The sequence below is a fragment of the Allobosea sp. P1_A7 genome (genome assembly GCF_056406775.1).
In genome coordinates this window covers 1-14,739 of record NZ_JBFTZN010000050.1, presented here as the reverse complement: position 1 = coordinate 14,739, position 14,739 = coordinate 1, and the positions used below count along the sequence as shown (strand labels likewise).

Below are 14,739 nucleotides of genomic sequence, written 5' to 3'. Positions count from 1 at the left end.
TGTCATGGTCGGGCTGGCATGCCACCAAACCCGTCCACTCGCAGAATCCCGAGTGTTCCACCGCCATCGCAAGGTCCATCGCCACCGCAATCAGTTCTTCTTCACGGGACGCCCAGGGTCGAGGGCGCTCGGTGAACTGGAGGGCTTTGGATCGCCCTTTGCTGGCGCAACGACATTCGCGTCCGCCGCCGGCTTCGCCCGATCGTCCGTGGGTATGCCTGTCCCCGGCCGTGGGCGGCTATCGCTTGTCCTGCCGGGCTGTCCGGTCGGCTTGTCTTGATCTGCCTTCGCCATGTCGACCTCCGTTGCGGTCCAGCGTTCGGTCCGCTCACCCAAGAGTTCCATGCTCGCCCGATATATGACGCCGCCATCGTCCCGGCGGACGCTGACCACGAACAACCGACAGTCGCCGTTTGGCATCACCGCGCGGGCCATGTCGGGCAAGGCGTCCAAAGCCGACAGCCGCGCTTCTCCGTCGCTGGCAAGTTCGATTCCGTCCTCGTCGATATCGACGAAGTCGCCATCCGTGCTGTCGAAGAAATAACGGCTCATGCTCCGCTCCTGGCGAAGGAGAGATGGGCGGGCTCCTGTTTGAGAACGTGCCAGAACACTGCCCGTTCCCGGTCGGGGGGAAGGGAATGCGAATTTTGTTAGGGCGCTCCCGCCTTTTCCGCGGAGTGGGCCGCTCGGCGAGGGCGTTGGGTCAGGGGATCAGCGCGTCGCGGAGCAGGCTTGCCGCGAGCGCCAGCATCATCGCGCCGATGCCGAGGTCGAGAACGCGCCAGGAGGCGGGCCGGGACAGGAGCGGGGCGAGGAAGCGCGCGCCGAAGCCAAGCGAAGCGAACCAGGCAAAGCTGGCAATCGCCGCGCCGGCCATGAACGGAGGCCGCTCGATCGGCGGAAGGCTCGTCCCGACGGCCCCCATGAGCATGACCGTGTCGATATAGACGTGAGGGTTGAGGAAGGTGAAGGCGGCGGTGCCGGCCAGCGCTGCGCCGAGCGTCATGCCGCCTTGTTGCTCGACAAGGAGGACGGAAGGGTTGGCGGCCCGCCTGAGCGCCGAAACGCCGTACCAGCTGAGAAAGGCCGCGCCACCCAGGCTGAGGCCGAGCGACAGGCCGGGAATGAGGGCGAGTGCGCTGCCGAGGCCGCTGACGCCTGCCACGATCAGCGCAGCGTCGGCCGCCGCGCAGAACAGGACGATAGGCCAGACATGCTCCCGTTTGAGCCCCTGGCGCAGCACGAACATGTTCTGGGCGCCGATGGCCATGATCAGGCCGGCGGAAAGGGCAAAACCCTTGGCGAAGGCGGGCAAAAGAGAGGGCATGAGAGAGCTGGTCATGCCGGCCTTGATGCGCGCGACTGCCGATGTAGTCTAGCTAAAGAAGCTAATCATGAATTAGGCAAGTTAATGCTGGACTATGCGTCCCTGGCGGCCGTCGCTGCCGTCGCCCGCGAGGGCAGTTTCGAGAAGGCCGCAGTGGCGCTCGGCGTCACGCCATCGGCTGTGTCTCAGCGTGTGAAGGGGTTGGAGGAACGGCTCGGCGCGATCCTGCTGACAAGGGGCGTTCCCTGTCGCCCGACCGAGATCGGCGCCAAGCTCTGCGCCCATGTCGAGCAGGTTCGGCTGCTCGAAGGCGAAGTCGTCCATGATCTGCCGGGACTGGCGGTTCAGGAGCCCGGCGCGACCACGGTCAGGGTCGCCGTCAATGCCGACAGCGTCAGCACCTGGTTTCCCCGGGCGGCGGCACAGTTCGCGGCGCAGACCGGTGCGATGCTCGACCTCGTCATGGATGATGAGGCCCATACGGCCGAGCGGCTACGCACGGGAGAGGTTCTGGCGGCTGTGACGGCCGATCCCGCCCCCGTTCCCGGTTGCAAGATCTATCCGCTCGGCGCCATCGACTATGTGGCGACGGCCAGCCCCGGCTTCATCAGCCGGTTCTTTCCCGACGGCGTCGATGCCGCGAGCCTTCAGGAAGCGCCGATGCTGCGCTTCGACCGTCGCGACGAGTTGCAGGCGCGCTGGGTGCGGCAGTCCTGGGGGACGCCGGTTTCGCCCCCCGTCCATTGGATACCCTCGACCCAGGGCATGCTGGACATGACGCTGGCCGGGTTGGGCTGGTCGATGACGCCGCTGCCGCTGGCAACGCCGCATCTCGATGCCGGTCGCCTGGTGGAGCTGCCGCCGCATCGGCCTATCTCCGTCACGCTGTACTGGCAGCGCACGCGCCTGGCCGCGCGACTGCTCGACCGGCTGACGCATTGCGTCCGGTCGATCAGCGCGCTCGAACTGGCCAGGGCCGGAAACGAAGGACGCGGGCCGGGCAGCTGCCCCGCCGAACGGCCCTAAAGCATCGGCCCGAAAAGTGGATCGCGGTTTTCGGTAAAGCCGATGCAAACACGGCATGATGATCCGACCGGCCGGCGGCGTTCGCGGCCTATCCCTCGATCAGGCCTGAGCGCATCAGCTTCTCATAGGCGGTGATGACATGCTCGGGGACGGGGTTCACGCCGTCCTCGCCATAGGCATAGCGCCGGCTGAGATAGCCGCGTGCACCCATCAGGATATGGACGATGACCTCCAGCTCTTCGTCGCTGTAGTCGCCGATCTTGCCGGGGCCGCGTGCGCGCTTGAGCAGCCGCACATAGGCCGCGGAGATATTGTCGAGATGCTGCTGGTAGCCGAGCGGCGCGAAAACCTCGGCCTCGTTCAGGATGCGCAGGAATTCAGGTGTATCCTGCAGGAATTCGAAGAAGGCGCGAAAGCGGGCGACCTCCTTCTCGAGCTCGGAGGCTGACGCCTCGATCTTCTCGCGGATGAAGTCGACCATGTGCTGGCCGATGACCGGCAGCAATTGCTCGAGCAGTTCCTGCCGGTTCTCGAAATGATTGTAGAAGGTTCCCTGCGCCACGCCCGCCAGGTCCGTGATGCGGGCCACCGAGGCCTCGGCATAGCCGTATTTGCCGACGACCTTCGCCGCGGCGCCGAACAGGCGGCGTTTGACGTCGTCATTCTTCTCGCTGCGGGTCAGCTTCGGGCGTTTTGCGCTGCTGCTCGCACGGGCTTGTGTCGTCATGCGGTCTCGTATCCGGGGCTCTTGGGCTGACGTGTGATCAAACTCGCAGATCGGGCTAGGATCGCAACTCGTCGCGGAGGACCCGCTTCAGGATCTTGCCCGATGGATTGCGCGGCAGGCTTTCCCGCAGGATCAGCTGGCGCGGGGCCTTGAAGGCGGCGAGCCGGCTGCGGCAATGGGCGGCGAGCGCATCGAGGGTGAGGGCGCTGCCGGGCTCGAGAACGACGAAGGCAACCGGCCTTTCGCCCCAGCGTTCGTCGGGCGCGYCGATCACCGCGACCTCGCGCACCTGCGGCAGCTCGAAGATGGCGCGCTCGACCTCCGAGGAGGCGATATTCTCGCCGCCGGAGATGATCATGTCCTTCATGCGGTCGGTCAGATAGAGGAAGCCGTCCGGGTCGAGATAGCCCATGTCGCCGCTGCGGAACCAGTCGCCGTAGAACGCGGCTTCGGTCTTGGCCGCATCGTTCCAGTAGCCGCTGGTGATCTTGGCGCCGCGCAGGCAGATCTCTCCGGTCGCGCCCGGCGGCAGGACCCTGCCGGCCTCGTCCCTGATCTGGATTTCGACATGGGCAAGCGCCCGGCCGACAGAGCCGATCTTCTCGATCTCGCGACCTGCCTCCATCAGCGTATCGCCGCTGCAGGTCTCCGTCAGGCCGTAGGCGTCGATATAGCGGGCATTGGGGAAGGCGGCGCTGAAGCTGCGGATGCGCGCCTCGGGCGTGCGCTCGCCACCGCCGATGACCCAGCGCAGGCTGGACAGATCCTGGCCTACCTCTTCCGTGGCTGCGAGCATCGCGCTCATCATCACGGGGGCGAGCCAGGCGCAGTTCAACCGTTCCCTGCCAATCGCCTGGAGCGCGGCAACCGGCGAGAACTCGCGCTGGATGCACAGGATGCCGCCGACCCAGAGCACGGCCAGGCCGGGCAGGTCGAAGGCTCCGACATGGTAGAGCGGCCCGACGACGAGAAGCCGGTCCTCCCGGGTGAGGCCAAGCGCCACGATATGGTCGCTGCATTTCCAGTAGAAATTCTCGTAGCTGTGCATCACGCCCTTGGGGCGGTCGGTGGTCCCCGACGTGTACATCAGCCGAAACAGGTCGGACGGCTTGCGCGGCACCGGATCGGCAGGCGCAGCCCCGGAGCCGAGCCGCGTGCTGTCGGCGCGCGCTGCCGCATCGACCAGGACGACCGGGCCGGCCTCGCGGGCCGAGGCTGCAAGCTCCTCATCGGCGATCAGCAGCCTGGCGCCGGAATCCTCGACGATGTAGCGCACCTCGTCGGCGGAGAGGCGGAAATTGATCGGCAGGAAGACGGCKCCGAGATGCCCGACCGCGATCGCCAGCTCGACGAAGGCGGCGCTGTTCTTCATCAGCACGGCAACGACATCGCCCGCCACGATGCCGCGCGCGGCAATCCAGCCGGCGCTCCGCGCGACCCGCCCGGCAAGCGCGCCATAGGAGATGCGGGCCTCGTCGAAGATGACAGCGGTACGGTCCGGCGTCCGGCTCGCGTGGTAGCGGACGAAGCTCGAGAGATTGATCATTCCACCCTCTTGGCAAAGCTCGCGAGGCCTCGCCATCTCCTTTTTCTGATTTATGACTCGTAATTCATTTTTCTCTTGACGTCACCCCGGCGGCTGCCGAATATCGCTGCAAGAAGCGCGTGCCGCACAGCGGCGCCGACAAGATGCCGCCTTCCGGATCAACCCGGAAAGGAAACGGCCAAAGGCCCCAGGGAGAAGCGTGATGACCAAAACACCGTCCTTGCCGATGAATCGGCGCGCCGTTCTGGCGCTGACGGCCGGAGCCGCCGGCGTGATGGCCGCGCCCTGGGTCGCCCGCGCCCAGGCCAAGGCCGTCAAGGTGGGCATGCCGACCATTTTGTCGGGGCGCGTCGCCCAGCTCGGCACATCCTCGCGCAATGCCGCGCAGATGGAGGTCGAGAAGGCCAATGCCGCCGGCGGGCTTGCCGGCCGGCCGATCGAGCTCGTGGTGCGCGACACCAAGGGGCAGCCGCAGGAGGCCGCCCGCGTCGCCCGCGAACTGGTCAATTCCGACGGCTGCGAGATCCTGATCGACGCGGAAGCCTYGACCGGCGCCTTCGCCGTCCATGAGGTGGCGCGCGATCTCGGCGTTCTCTGCATTCACAGCAATTCCGAAACCTCGTCCCTGACGGCCGATCCCAAGCTCAAACTGCCGAACGCCTTCCGTTGCGCGCGCCAGGGCATCCATGATTCCGTCGCGGGCGGAACCTATGCGGCCGAGATCGTCAATGCCAAGGGGCTGACGCGCTGGGCGACCTGCTCGCCGGACTACGCCTACGGCCGCGATACGACCGCCGAATTCGTGATGTATCTCAAGCGTTTCGCGCCCAAGGCCGAGGTCGTCGCGGAATCCTGGCCGAAGATCTTCCAGCCCGACTATACCGAGTCGATCACCAAGCTGCTGCAGGCCAAGCCGCAGGCGCTCTATTCCTGCCTCTGGGGCGGCGACCTGACCTCCTTCATCGACCAGGCCGGCATCTATGCGCTCTTCGCGCAGATGCAGTTCTTCGCGGTCAACATGGCCGATTACACGGCGCTGACCACGGTCAAGAACCTGCCGCCCGGCATCCATTCCGGCAATCGCTACATCAAGACCTTCCCGGCGACGCCCCAGAACGCCGCTTGGGGCGACGCCTATCGCGCGAAATATGGCGAGTACCCGACCAACTGGGCCTGGCAGAACGCCTTGGCGGTCAATTTCCTCGCCGCTGCCGCGAAGAAGGCGAATTCGGCCGACGGCAAGAAGCTGGCCGAGGTCCTGCGCGGCTTGACGATCGAGTCGCCCTTTGGCGCCGAGGGCAAGGTCACGATGCGGGCCGACGACCAGACGCTCGTCGACTATGCCGTCGGCTGGGGCACGACGATCGCCAAGGAGCCCTATGTTCCCGAGATGAAGAGCGTGTCCTGGCAGCGCATCTTCGAGCTCGAGGCCGAGTGGAAGAAGGACAAGGGCTTCGTCTGAAGCCCGTCCTGATCCGTCGGGGTCGACCCGACGCCTGCGTCCCATCAGATCCGGCCGCGCCCTGGCGCGCGGCCCGGCCCATTTCCTCCCGGCGAGCGCGCGATGGACCTCAACGCCCTGACGGACTGCCTGTCCTCGTCATCCTGCCTCGTGACGCAGGCGACGAGCGGCTTCATTATCGGGATGCTGCTCTTCCTCGTCGCGGTCGGGCTGACGCTGATCTTCGGCGTGATGAAGATCGTGAACTTCAGCCATGGCGCCTTCTACATGATCGGCGCCTATCTCGCGATGACGGTGTTCCAGGCGACGCAGAGCTATGCGCTCGCACTGCTCGGTGCCGCGGTCGGGACCTGCCTGATCGGGATCGTCATCGAGCGCTTCTTCATGCAGCGCATCTATGGCGGCAACGTCCTGATGCAGCTGCTCGTCTGCTACGCGCTGGTGCTGATCCTCGACGATCTCGTGCGGATCGTCTGGGGGCCGGAATTCCGCGCCATGGGCATGCCGCCGGCCTTCCAGGTGCCGCCGCTCTTCATCATGGGCGGGGTCGTTCCGCCCTTCTATCTGTTCCTGATCGCCGCGGCGCTGCTGATGGCGGGGGTGCTCGGCCTGGCCATCGCGAAGACGAGGATCGGCAAGACGATCCGTGCGGCTGCTCACAACCCGGCGATGGTCTCCGTGCTGGGCATCAATACCGGCCTGCTCTTCACGGCCCTGTTTGCRCTCGGCTGCCTGCTCGCGGGTCTCGCCGGCGGGCTTGCTGCGCCGGTCCGTTCGCTGACGCCGGGCGTGGGCTTCTCGATCCTGATCGAGTCCTTCATCGTCACCGTGATCGGCGGCATGGGCTCGATCATGGGCGCGCTGGTCGGCGCGATCCTGATCGGGCTGATCAGGGCCTTTGGCGCGCTCGGCTTTCCGCTCTTCACCGAGGCTCTGATGTATCTTTGCATGGCGCTCGTCCTCATCGTGAAGCCGACCGGCCTGTTCGGACGCGAGGCGGCCTGAGATGACCCGCCCAGCCCTTCGCGACGCCGCGCTCGCCCTTGCCGGTTTCCTCGTCCTGGCCATCCTGCCGCTCATCACCAGCAGCAGCGCGCTGATCGATTTCGTCATCCGCTGCGCCGCGCTCGGCCTGTTTGCGACCTCGCTCAACCTGCTCGTCGGCTATGGCGGCATGGTCTCCTTCGGCCATGGCCTGTTCTTCGGCATGGGCGCCTACAGCTTCGGCATCCTGATGCAGCGCACCGGCATGCCGATCCCGCTCGCCGTCCTGCTGACGCTCTGCATCTCGGCGCTGGTCGCGCTCGTCGTCGGCGCGATCTRCGTGCGGCTGAAGGAGATCTATTTCGCCTTCGTGACGCTGGCCTTCCAGATGCTGATCCACAGCATGATCATCGCCTGGGTGCCGGTCACCGGTGGCGACCAGGGCCTGCGCGGCGGCATCCCGCGCCCGGCCTTCCTCGGCATCAACCTCTCCGACCAGAAGCAGCTCTATCTGTTCAGCGCCGCGCTGCTGGTGCTCGGGCTCCTGGCGATGCGGCACATCGTGTCCTCGCCCTTCGGCTATGCGCTGCGCATGGTCCGCGACAACGCCACCCGCGCTGGCTTTCTCGGCATCAATGTCTATCGCACGAGGCTGACCGCCTTCGTTCTCGCCGGCGCCTTCGCCAGCCTCGGCGGCGTGATCATGAGTCTGTTCGTCTCGGGCGCCTATCCCGAGTTCGCCTTCTGGACGATGTCGGGCGAGGCCGTCTTCATCGTCATGCTCGGCGGCACGGCAAACTTCCTCGGGCCGCTGGTCGGAACCGGAATCCTGCTGCTGCTGAACGATTTCGTCACGCGCACGGCCGAGCATCACGGGCTCGTGCTCGGCTCGGTCATCCTGCTCTTCGCGCTCGGCCTGCGCAAAGGCCTGCTGGATTTCGTGATGGAATGGCTGGCGGCGCGGCGCACGCGCGGTGCCGCCACGCCTGCTCCCGTCGCAGTGAAGGGGACGTCGACATGACCGAGAAGACCATCGCCGTCGTCACCGGGGGCGCAAGTGGCATCGGCGCCGCCTGCTGCCGCGAACTGGCCAAGCGCGGCGCCCGGATCGTGATCCTAGACCGCGACCTGGCGCTGGCGGAAAGCGTCGCCGCCGAGCTCGGCGGCCACGCCGTCCAGGGCGATGTCGGCGACGAGGAGGGGCTGCGGCGCGTGGCGGCGCGGATCGAGGCCGAGATCGGCCCGGTCGGCATTCTTGTCAACAGCGCCGGCGTGCTGCAGCCGCCCCTGCGGCCGACCGAGCTGCCGATGGCGGTCTGGGACCATGTCATCCATATCGACCAGCGCGGGACCTATCTGGCCTGCGTCGTCTTCGGGGCGGCGATGCTGACGCGTCGCGCCGGCAGCATCGTCAACATCGCCTCGATCACCGGCTCGCGCTCGGTCCCGCTTCACGCCTATGCGCCGGCCAAGGCCGCCGTCATCGCGATCACGCGCGGGCTCGCCGCCGAATGGGGACCAGCCCAGGTCCGCGTCAACAGCGTCTCGCCGGGCTATACCCGCACGCCGGCATTGCAGGCCGCGATCGACAAGGGTGAGCGCGACATCACCAACCTCGTCGGCAGCGCAGCGCTCGGCCGCCTGGTCGAGCCTGACGAGGTCGCGCGCGTCGTCGCCTTCCTGGCCTCGCCCGACGCGTCCGCGATCACGGGCATCGACGTTCCCGTCGATTGCGGCTGGCTCGCGGGCACCTCCTGGCACAGCTATGGCGGCTTCCGCGATCCGGGGAACGGCAGCGATGCTTGAGATCCGCAATCTGGTGAAGGCCTTTGGCGGGGTGCGCGCGACCGACGACGTCACGCTGACCTTCGAGACCGCCTCGCTGACCGCGATCATCGGGCCGAACGGCGCGGGAAAGAGCACCTTCTTCAACCAGCTCTCGGGGGCGATCCGGCCCGATAGCGGCGAGATCCGGCTCGATGGCCAGAACCTCGTCGGATTGAGCATCGGTGAGATCGTCCGGCGCGGGGTCGGGCGGGCCTTCCAGGTCGCGAGCATCTTCCCGTCGCTGACGGTCGAGGAAACCCTGCTGGCCGCGGTCTCCGCGCATCACCGCCACGCGGGCCGCCTCGGCACGCGTTTCCCGCTCGCCTCGACGCGCGCCCATGCCGGCCATTGCGTCGCGATGGTCGGGCTTCACGACAAGCGCCACATCCTCTCGGCCAATCTCTCGCATGGCGACCAGAAGCTGCTCGATATCGCGCTTGCCCTGGTGCTCGAGCCGCGCGTGCTCCTGCTCGACGAGCCGACCGCCGGCATGGGCCCCGAGGAACGCTGGGGCGTCATCGACAAGGTCCATGAGCTCTGGGAACGGCAGAAGATGACCGTGGTCTTCATCGAGCACGACATGGACATCGTCTTCAAGATCGCCCCGTCGATCCGCGTCCTGAGCTATGGCCGGGTTCTGGCGGAAGGCACGCCGCAGCAGATCCGGACCAATCCGGCCGTGATCGAGGCCTATCTCGGCAGCGAGCATGAGGTGGCGGCATGAGCGGCGGTTCCGTCACCAGCCCTGCGGTCATCGCGCTGTCCGGCGTCGACGTCTTCTATGGGGCGAGCCAGATCCTGTTCGGTGTCGGCTTTTCCGTCGAGCAGGGCCAGACCATGGCGCTGCTCGGCCGCAACGGCGCCGGCAAGAGCACGACGATGAAGGCGATCGCCGGTCTTGCCCCGCCGCGGCGCGGCAGCGTGCGCCTGAACGGCGCCGAGACGACGCGCCAGAAACCGCATCGCATCGCCTGCGCCGGGCTCGGCTTCGTGCCCGAGGACAGGCAGGTCTTTCCGCAGCACAGCGTCGAGGACAACCTGCTGATCGCCGCGAAGAAGGGCCCCGATGGGCGGGACGAGTGGAACCTCGAACGCATCTACGAGGTGTTCCCGCTGCTCGTGCCCCTGCGCCAGCGCATGGCCGGGCGCCTCTCAGGCGGCGAGCAGCAGATGCTCGCGATCGCCCGCATGCTGATGGGCAACCCCTCGGTGCTGCTTCTGGACGAGCCCAGCGAAGGCCTCGCGCCCATCATCGTGCAGCGCATCGGCGAGCTGATCCGCACGCTGCGCCAGACCGGCGTCACGATCCTGATCGCCGAGCAGAACATGCATTTCTGCCTCGGCCTCGCGACGGACGCGACCGTGATCGACAAGGGCCAGATCGTCTTCAAGGGCTCGATCGCGGCCCTGAAGGCGAATGACGACATCCGCCAGCGTTATCTCGCGCTCTGATCGCCCAGGAGATTGCTCGTGCCGACGCTCACCCGCGAGATCGCCCGTTTTGTCGTGCAGCTGCGCACGGAGACCCTGCCGCCCGAGGTTGTGGCCAAGGCCCGGTCCTGCCTCGTCAATGCGCTCGGCATGGCGGTCAATGGCTTCGATACGCCCTATGCGCCGGTGGCGCGCAAGGCCGCCCTGGCGCTCGATGGCGAGATCGCCCACGGGGCGACCCTGCTCGGCGATGGCAGGCGCAGCACGATCGGCGCTGCCTGCCTCGCCAATGCAGCGCTGTTCCATGGCCGGGCCCAGGAGGATACCTGCGGGGCGGCGCATTTCGGCACGATCCTGATCCCGATGCTGCTGGCGATGATCGAGGCCAGGGCCTATCCGCTCGCAAGGCTGCTTCCGGCGCTGGTCGCGGGCTACGAGGCTGGCGGCTTGCTGGAGCAGGCCTTCGCCGGCCGCACGACGCCGGCCGGGTTCCGCTCCTCCGCGACCTATGGCACCGTTGCGGCTGCGGCTGCGGCCGGCACGCTGATGGAGCTTGACGAGGCGACGCTCGCGGCAGCGCTGGCCAATGCCGTCTCGTTCACCGGCGGCGTCCTGCAATCCTTTGCCGACGGCACCGACGAATGGCGCTACCAGGTCGGCATCGTCGCCCGCAACGGCCTGGCCGCCGCCGAGCTTGCCGCGGCCGGCTCGGTCTCCGCGCCGCATGCCGTGGAGGGCAGGGCGGGGCTCGCGCGCAGCTTTGCCGGGGTGGAGGCGCCGGCCGGTCTCGCCGCCAGCCTCGGCCGCGACTGGGCGATCCTGCGCGTCACCTTCAAGCCCTTTCCGGTTTGCGCTTTCAACCAGACGCCGGTGACCGGTGCGCTCGCCCTGCGCGAGGTGCTGGCTAGCAGGCCGCTCGCGGCGGTGCGCGTGCGGATGAACCCCTATGAGACCGGTTATGCCGGCATGGATGCCACCGGCCCGTTCAGCTCGATTTCAGGCACGCTGATGAGCATTCCGTTCTGCATTGCCACGACCCTGGTCCACGGCGCGCCGAGCACGCGGCAGATGACGACCTATGACGATGCCGCGGTGAATGCGCTGGTCGAGAGGATCGCGCTCGTCACCGATCCCGGCGTGCCGGTGCTCAGCGCAGTGCTCGAGGCCGACACGCTGGACGGCGAGACCCTGATCCATGAACAGCGGATGACGCCCGCCGACTATGCCTTCGATCGCGCGACCTTGCGTGAATTGCTCGGTCGCATCGGCAGCGAGCAGGGGCTGCCGCGATCTCTGTTCGAGCGGATCGAGGCCGTCGTCGATGCCCTGCCGCATGGCGCCATCGCGGAGGTCGTCGGGCTCTTCTCGGAGATCGAAGGCCGGCGCCGGGCGGCGTAGCCCGGCGTGATCCACTTGGCGTGACCCGCTTCGCATCAACGTCCTGGCATCGAAGCAGTTGCATTCTCAAAAAATGAATTATGACTCATAAATCATTTTATGTTAAATGCGACTCCTGGTGATTGAGAGCTTCATGACAGAACCATTGGACCCTTCCGTCGCGCCGGCCGGCCACAACGCCGCCCACGGGTTGCTCGCGCTCTATCGTTCGCTGGTGCTGATCCGCTGCAGCGAAGAGCGGCTGAGCGCGATGTTCGCCGATGGCGAGGTGCCGGGTTTCATCCATCTGAGCATCGGCCAGGAGGCGGTGTCGGTTGGCGTCATGGCGGCCCTGACGGCGCAGGATACGATCGCCTCGACCCATCGCGGCCACGGCCATGCCATCGCCAAGGGGCTTTCGCTCGACGGGTTCTTTGCGGAACTGCTGGCCCGGGATACCGGGCTCTGCCGCGGCCGCGGCGGCTCGATGCATGTCGCCGACATGTCGGTCGGCATGCTTGGCGCCAACGGCATTGTCGGGGCCGGGCTCTCGATCGCGCTCGGCAGCGCGCTCGCGCATCGGACGCAGAAGAACGGCGCGATCGCGGTTGCCTTCTTCGGTGACGGGGCGCTGGCCGAGGGCCTCGTGCATGAATGCCTGAACATGGCGGCGCTCTGGCGGCTGCCCATGCTCTTCGTCTGCGAGAACAATGGCTGGGGCGAATTCCTGCCGACCTCGAAGCAGCTCTCCTTTGCATTGAAGGATCTGGCCGCCGCCTACCGGATCCCGCATGTCCTGGTCGACGGCAACGATGTCGCTGCCGTTGCCGAGGCCGCCGCGCGGATCGTGCCCGAGGTCCGGGCGGACGGCCCGCGCATCCTCGAATGCATGACGACGCGCGTGCGTGGCCATTTCGAGGGCGATGCCCAGAAATACCGTGATGCCGCCGACCTCGCTGCGCTGAGCGAACGCGACCCGCTGCGGATCACCGCGACGCAGCTGGTTGAGGCCGGCATCGCCGAGGACGCCTTGGCCAGCATCACCGAAGAGGTCAAGGCGCGCATTCATGCCGCGGTCGAGGCGGCGCGCGCGGCACCTGGCCCCGGTTTCGAGGCTGCGCTCGCGGATGTCTACACAGCGGCGCCAGCCGGGATGGAGGCACACTGATGCCGGAGCTTCGTTATCTCAAGGCGATCAACCTCGCCTTGGCCGACGCGATGGCGGCCGACCCCACCGTCATCCTGATCGGCGAGGATGTCTCCGAGGCCGGCGGCGCCTTCGGGGCCAGCCGCGGCCTGCGCGAGCGCTTCGGTGCCGAACGCATCGTCGATACGCCGATCTCCGAGGCCGCGATCGCGGGTGCCGCCGTGGGAGCCGCGCTCAGCGGCCTCAGGCCGGTCGTCGAGATCATGTTCATGGATTTCACCACGCTGGTCATGGACGCGATGGTGAACCAGGCAGCCAAGGCGCGCTTCATGTTCGGCGGCCAGAGCTCCGTGCCGATGGTGCTGCGCACGCCGCATGGCGGCGGCCTTGGCGCCGGCCCCCAGCATTCGCAATGCCTGGAGGCCTGGTTTGCCCATGTGCCGGGGCTGAAGGTCGTTTGCCCCTCCGACCCGGCCAGCGCCTATGGCCTGCTGCGCGCGGCGATCGCCGATCCCGACCCGGTCGTCTTCGTCGAGAACAAGGCGCTCTACGCCATGAAGGCCGACGTGCCGGCCGAGCTGCCGGTCATCCCGCTCGGCCAGGCGGCGACGCTGCGCGAGGGCAGGGATGTCAGCATCATTGCCTATGGCGCCGCCGTCCACACGGCCCTGGCCGCTGCCTCCCAGCTCGCGGGGGAGGGCGTCGAGGCCGAAATCCTGGACCTGCGCAGCATCCAGCCCTGGGACGAGCAGGCCGTCCTGCGCTCGCTCGCCAAAACCCATCGCCTCGTCGTGGTGCACGAGGCCGTCGAGGCCTTTGGCGTCGGCGCCGAGATCGTCGCCCGGATGGCCGATATCGGTTTCGACGAACTCGACGGGCCGATCGTACGGGTCGGCGCACCCTTCATGCCGGTGCCGTTCTCCAAGGGGTTGGAGACGGCCTACCTGCCTTCCGCCGAGCGGGTGGTGCAAGCCGTGCGCCGCACACTCGCCTGAGATCGAGAGGAACACCCGTGTCCGACAGCATTCTCTATGAGCGCCGTGACGCCACCGCCCTGATCACGATCAATCGGCCAGCGACGCTGAATGCGCTCGACATGGCGACGCTTGCGGCGCTCGACGAGGCCGTGGGCCGCGCCGGGGCCGATCCGCTGGTCAAGGTCGTCGTCCTGACCGGAGCCGGCGAGCGCGCCTTCGTCGCCGGCGGCGATATCGCCGATCTCGATAGCCGCCAGGGCCTGCCGCATTATCTCGAGCTCGGCGAGCGGCTGCACAGCGTCTTCCGCCGCATCGAGACGCTGGACAAGCCGACGATCGCCGCGGTGAACGGCTGGGCGCTGGGCGGCGGCACCGAATTGCTGCTCTGCCTCGATATTCGCCTTGCCGCGAGCTCGGCCAAGTTCGGCCTGCCCGAGATCAATCTGGGCCTGTTCCCCGGCGCAGGCGGCTCTCAGCGGCTGATCCGCCAGATCCCGCTGTGCCGGGCGAAGGAGCTGATGTTCACCGGCGGCCGCATCGATGCGGCCGAGGCGGAGCGGCTCGGCTTGATCAACCGCGTAGTGCCCGATGCCGAACTGCTCGACCAGGCGCTGGCGCTTGCGGCCAGCATCGCGACCAAATCCCCGCTCGTCCTGAAACTCCTGAAGCGCACGCTCAATGACGGTGCGGATATGCCGCTGCCCTCGGCGCTGCGCCATGAGCAGGCGATGATCGGCCTCGTGCTCGATTCCGCCGACGCACATGAAGGCTGCCAGGCCTTCCTGCAGAAGCGCCAAGCCAGCTTCCGGGGCGTGTGACCATGTCGAGCGCCGCCCCCATCGTGATGCCCAAGCTCGGCCTGACCATGACCGAGGGCCTGCTCGCGTCCTGGCGCGTCGGTCCGGGCG

At 67.4% G+C, this 14,739-nt stretch carries 15 protein-coding genes; 11 read left to right on the top strand and 4 right to left on the bottom strand.

What is annotated here, in order from left to right; all coding sequences use genetic code 11:
* Positions 1–90: 90 nt before the first annotated feature.
* Positions 91–552, bottom strand: coding sequence for a DUF6894 family protein (locus tag AC1D34_RS11160; RefSeq protein ID WP_441504529.1), 462 nt, complete (start codon positions 550–552; stop codon positions 91–93).
* 151 nt (positions 553–703) lie between these two features.
* Entirely contained in the window at positions 704–1,342 is a 639-nt protein-coding gene (locus AC1D34_RS11155; protein WP_441504528.1) for a LysE/ArgO family amino acid transporter, read from the bottom strand.
* 69 nt (positions 1,343–1,411) lie between these two features.
* On the opposite strand from AC1D34_RS11155, the gene AC1D34_RS11150 reads away from it, so the two are divergent.
* Complete coding sequence (locus AC1D34_RS11150) at positions 1,412–2,353, top strand: LysR family transcriptional regulator ArgP (RefSeq protein WP_441488426.1); 942 nt, start codon at positions 1,412–1,414, stop codon at positions 2,351–2,353.
* Between the two features lie 88 nt (positions 2,354–2,441).
* On the opposite strand, the gene AC1D34_RS11145 is transcribed toward AC1D34_RS11150, so the two are convergent.
* Positions 2,442–3,080, bottom strand: coding sequence for a TetR/AcrR family transcriptional regulator (locus tag AC1D34_RS11145; protein WP_441504527.1), 639 nt, complete (start codon positions 3,078–3,080; stop codon positions 2,442–2,444).
* A 55-nt stretch (positions 3,081–3,135) separates the two neighbouring features.
* Positions 3,136–4,626: an AMP-binding protein gene (locus AC1D34_RS11140; RefSeq protein WP_476824249.1), complete on the bottom strand. Its 1,491-nt coding sequence runs from the start codon at positions 4,624–4,626 to the stop codon at positions 3,136–3,138.
* A 202-nt stretch (positions 4,627–4,828) separates the two neighbouring features.
* Here AC1D34_RS11140 and AC1D34_RS11135 point away from each other — a divergent pair, with 202 nt between their 5' ends.
* The 10 genes from AC1D34_RS11135 (at position 4,829) to AC1D34_RS11090 (ending at position 14,649) form a co-directional block, all read left to right on the top strand.
* Positions 4,829–6,088 carry an ABC transporter substrate-binding protein gene (locus AC1D34_RS11135; RefSeq protein WP_476824248.1) on the top strand — a complete coding sequence of 420 codons (1,260 nt, stop codon included), beginning with the start codon at positions 4,829–4,831 and terminating at the stop codon, positions 6,086–6,088.
* A gap of 102 nt (positions 6,089–6,190) precedes the next feature.
* Complete coding sequence (locus AC1D34_RS11130) at positions 6,191–7,093, top strand: branched-chain amino acid ABC transporter permease (protein WP_476824247.1); 903 nt, start codon at positions 6,191–6,193, stop codon at positions 7,091–7,093.
* A gap of 1 nt (position 7,094) precedes the next feature.
* On the top strand, positions 7,095–8,093 hold the full coding sequence (locus AC1D34_RS11125) for a branched-chain amino acid ABC transporter permease (RefSeq protein WP_476824246.1): 999 nt from the start codon (positions 7,095–7,097) through the stop codon (positions 8,091–8,093).
* Positions 8,090–8,878: an SDR family NAD(P)-dependent oxidoreductase gene (locus AC1D34_RS11120; RefSeq protein ID WP_441504523.1), complete on the top strand. Its 789-nt coding sequence runs from the start codon at positions 8,090–8,092 to the stop codon at positions 8,876–8,878. Before AC1D34_RS11125 ends, AC1D34_RS11120 begins: the two co-directional genes overlap by 4 nt.
* Positions 8,871–9,623, top strand: a complete 753-nt coding sequence (locus tag AC1D34_RS11115; protein ID WP_476824245.1) for an ABC transporter ATP-binding protein — start codon at positions 8,871–8,873, stop codon at positions 9,621–9,623. Before AC1D34_RS11120 ends, AC1D34_RS11115 begins: the two co-directional genes overlap by 8 nt.
* A complete protein-coding gene (locus tag AC1D34_RS11110; protein WP_441504522.1) occupies positions 9,620–10,351 on the top strand; it encodes an ABC transporter ATP-binding protein in 732 nt (243 codons plus the stop codon). The genes AC1D34_RS11115 and AC1D34_RS11110 overlap by 4 nt, the downstream gene beginning before the upstream one ends.
* A gap of 18 nt (positions 10,352–10,369) precedes the next feature.
* Positions 10,370–11,728 carry an MmgE/PrpD family protein gene (locus AC1D34_RS11105; protein WP_441504521.1) on the top strand — a complete coding sequence of 453 codons (1,359 nt, stop codon included), beginning with the start codon at positions 10,370–10,372 and terminating at the stop codon, positions 11,726–11,728.
* A 133-nt stretch (positions 11,729–11,861) separates the two neighbouring features.
* Positions 11,862–12,875, top strand: a complete 1,014-nt coding sequence (locus tag AC1D34_RS11100) for a thiamine pyrophosphate-dependent dehydrogenase E1 component subunit alpha (RefSeq protein ID WP_441504520.1) — start codon at positions 11,862–11,864, stop codon at positions 12,873–12,875.
* The gene (locus tag AC1D34_RS11095; protein ID WP_441504519.1) at positions 12,875–13,849 is read left to right on the top strand and encodes an alpha-ketoacid dehydrogenase subunit beta; all 975 of its coding nucleotides are present in this window, start codon (positions 12,875–12,877) and stop codon (positions 13,847–13,849) included. Before AC1D34_RS11100 ends, AC1D34_RS11095 begins: the two co-directional genes overlap by 1 nt.
* 17 nt (positions 13,850–13,866) lie before the next feature.
* Positions 13,867–14,649, top strand: coding sequence for an enoyl-CoA hydratase/isomerase family protein (locus AC1D34_RS11090; RefSeq protein WP_441478142.1), 783 nt, complete (start codon positions 13,867–13,869; stop codon positions 14,647–14,649).
* The last annotated feature ends 90 nt before the right edge of the window (positions 14,650–14,739 follow it).